The sequence below is a fragment of the Pseudomonas sp. Sample_24 genome, from assembly GCF_004307605.1.
Classification (GTDB): Bacteria; Pseudomonadota; Gammaproteobacteria; order Pseudomonadales; family Pseudomonadaceae; genus Aquipseudomonas.
Genome location: NZ_RCNW01000519.1, coordinates 1 through 1,839, shown reverse-complemented (window position 1 = coordinate 1,839; position 1,839 = coordinate 1). Strand labels below are relative to the sequence as shown.

The following is a 1,839-nucleotide window of genomic DNA, read 5'->3' as shown; positions in this document are numbered from 1 at the left end:
ACACGTTTCGGTATTACGATCCGGAGGTGGGGCGGTTTGTTACGCAGGATCCGATAGGGTTAATGGGGGGGGATAATCTCTATCAATATGGAAGCAACCCGTTAGGTTGGATAGACCCTTTAGGGTTAGCATGTTCGTCGCTTCATGAAAGGGTAGTAAATGATGCGAACAAGGTCGCGTCTGCTGGCGGGGAAATCACTGCGAAGCAAGCGCAGATATTGAAAGGAAATCTGCCCGTTGTTCAGAGGCGTACTGTGTTTCAAAATCAGATGGCACGTAAAGAATTTGTGGGTAGTCAAAACTATTTGATGAAGCAATGGGAAGCCAACACCGGTAGAGTATGGCCATCTGGAGCAACTCCCCATCACATCATCCCTTTGGAAAGCGGTGGCGCAAACAAGTGGTGGAATCTAATGCCGACACACGGCTCGTTACCTAATCATTCCTTGCCAGGAATTCCAGGTCCGCATGCCGCAGGTGGAGTTCTCAGGACAACAATTCAACAAGGAAGAAAGGCTCTGCCGCCTGGTACAATAACTGATTTGAGATTGTAATATGATTGATATTGACGAAGAGTGTAAAAAAATAGAAGGGTCCGACTTTTTTTTTAATATGGGGGGTGACGGGGCTGAGGATGGTCGTTTGATATATATAAAAAATGTCCGCAAGGTTTTTGTAGAGCCTTCTGATGCTGAGTTTAAGGGGCGCTACGATTGTGTTGAGTGGCTGCCCACATCTCCAACTCAGCCGGACCCTTTTTATAATATTCCTAAACCACCTTCTGATCTTGTTGCTATGCGGATGAAGGTGAATAAGGCGGTAATGGCTGCGACTAAAAATCTTGATAAAAATAAATTTTTGTGTGCGCCGCATGACTTTAGCCTTGCGGCAAGAAATGGAATCTGCTTCGCTTTTAGGCAATATGTCTCTGAAGAGTATTACGGACTTGGTGAGCGATGGTCGACAATAATAAAATTGTATTACTGTGGTCGCTGGCCTGTTGGCTTCTGTAAGGATGAAATAGTCGTTATTTGATTTGCGATGGATGAGTTGAGAATCTCCGTTGGCGGCAGTTTGGTGAGGGGTTTTTAGTTGGTGTAATTATGTGCGCTTCGCTCTTTTATAACATGATTAGTTTGTTGTCAGGTGATCTAATGCTCTGTTCATGTCGTCGACGACGCAATTCCCTGTCGCATCAATGCCTTGAGCCTGAACTTTAATTACCTCTGAGAAAACATCCACAGCGGCTAACGTGTGGTGGAGCAATGTACCAGCTATGGTGAGCCCTCAGCATTGGCCGGCTGCTGGCCAAACTCAATGCCGATGCCCGTCAGGATTATGCATATGACGACGGCGATCGCCTGCTGTCGATCCAACGCCTGCCGACCGCGCAGGGCAAGCAACTGGGTGTCAGCGAAGAAACCCTCGAATTCTCCTACGACCTGCTCGGCCGCCTGATCCAGGAGACTACGGCGCAAGGTGCCTTGTCCTACGAGTACGACCCGCTAAGCAACCTCACCACCCTGATGTTGCCTACCGGCCAACACCTCAATCACCTGTACTACGGCAGTGGCCACCTGCACCAACTCAACCTCGACGGCCAGCTCATCAGCGACATCGAGCGCGACGAGCTGCATCGCGAAGTCCTGCGTACACAGGGCAAACTCACCAGTTGTTTTGGCTACGACGCCATGGGCCGCAAAGCCTGGCAATTCGCCTCTAGCTTACCGGCAGAAAAGCTCTCGCAAATTCACAATCCAGGCATCCAGCCCGACCTGCTGGTGGAACACGCCTACAACCCGATCCACCGCCGCCATCAATACGACCCGGCTGGCGAGT

Annotated in this window: 2 protein-coding genes and 1 pseudogene; all 3 read left to right on the top strand. The window is 49.8% G+C overall.

Annotated elements, in window-relative coordinates:
• The coding region (locus tag D8V06_RS29565; protein WP_277751324.1) for an RHS repeat-associated core domain-containing protein at positions 1 to 554 on the top strand (554 nt) is incomplete at its 5' end.
• Position 555: 1 nt separating this feature from the next.
• Positions 556 to 1,035 (top strand): hypothetical protein, encoded by a 480-nt coding sequence (locus D8V06_RS29560; protein ID WP_241667882.1) that lies wholly within the window; start codon positions 556 to 558, stop codon positions 1,033 to 1,035.
• Between the two features lie 257 nt (positions 1,036 to 1,292).
• Positions 1,293 to 1,839: pseudogene (locus D8V06_RS29555) on the top strand (type IV secretion protein Rhs); the annotation flags it as partial.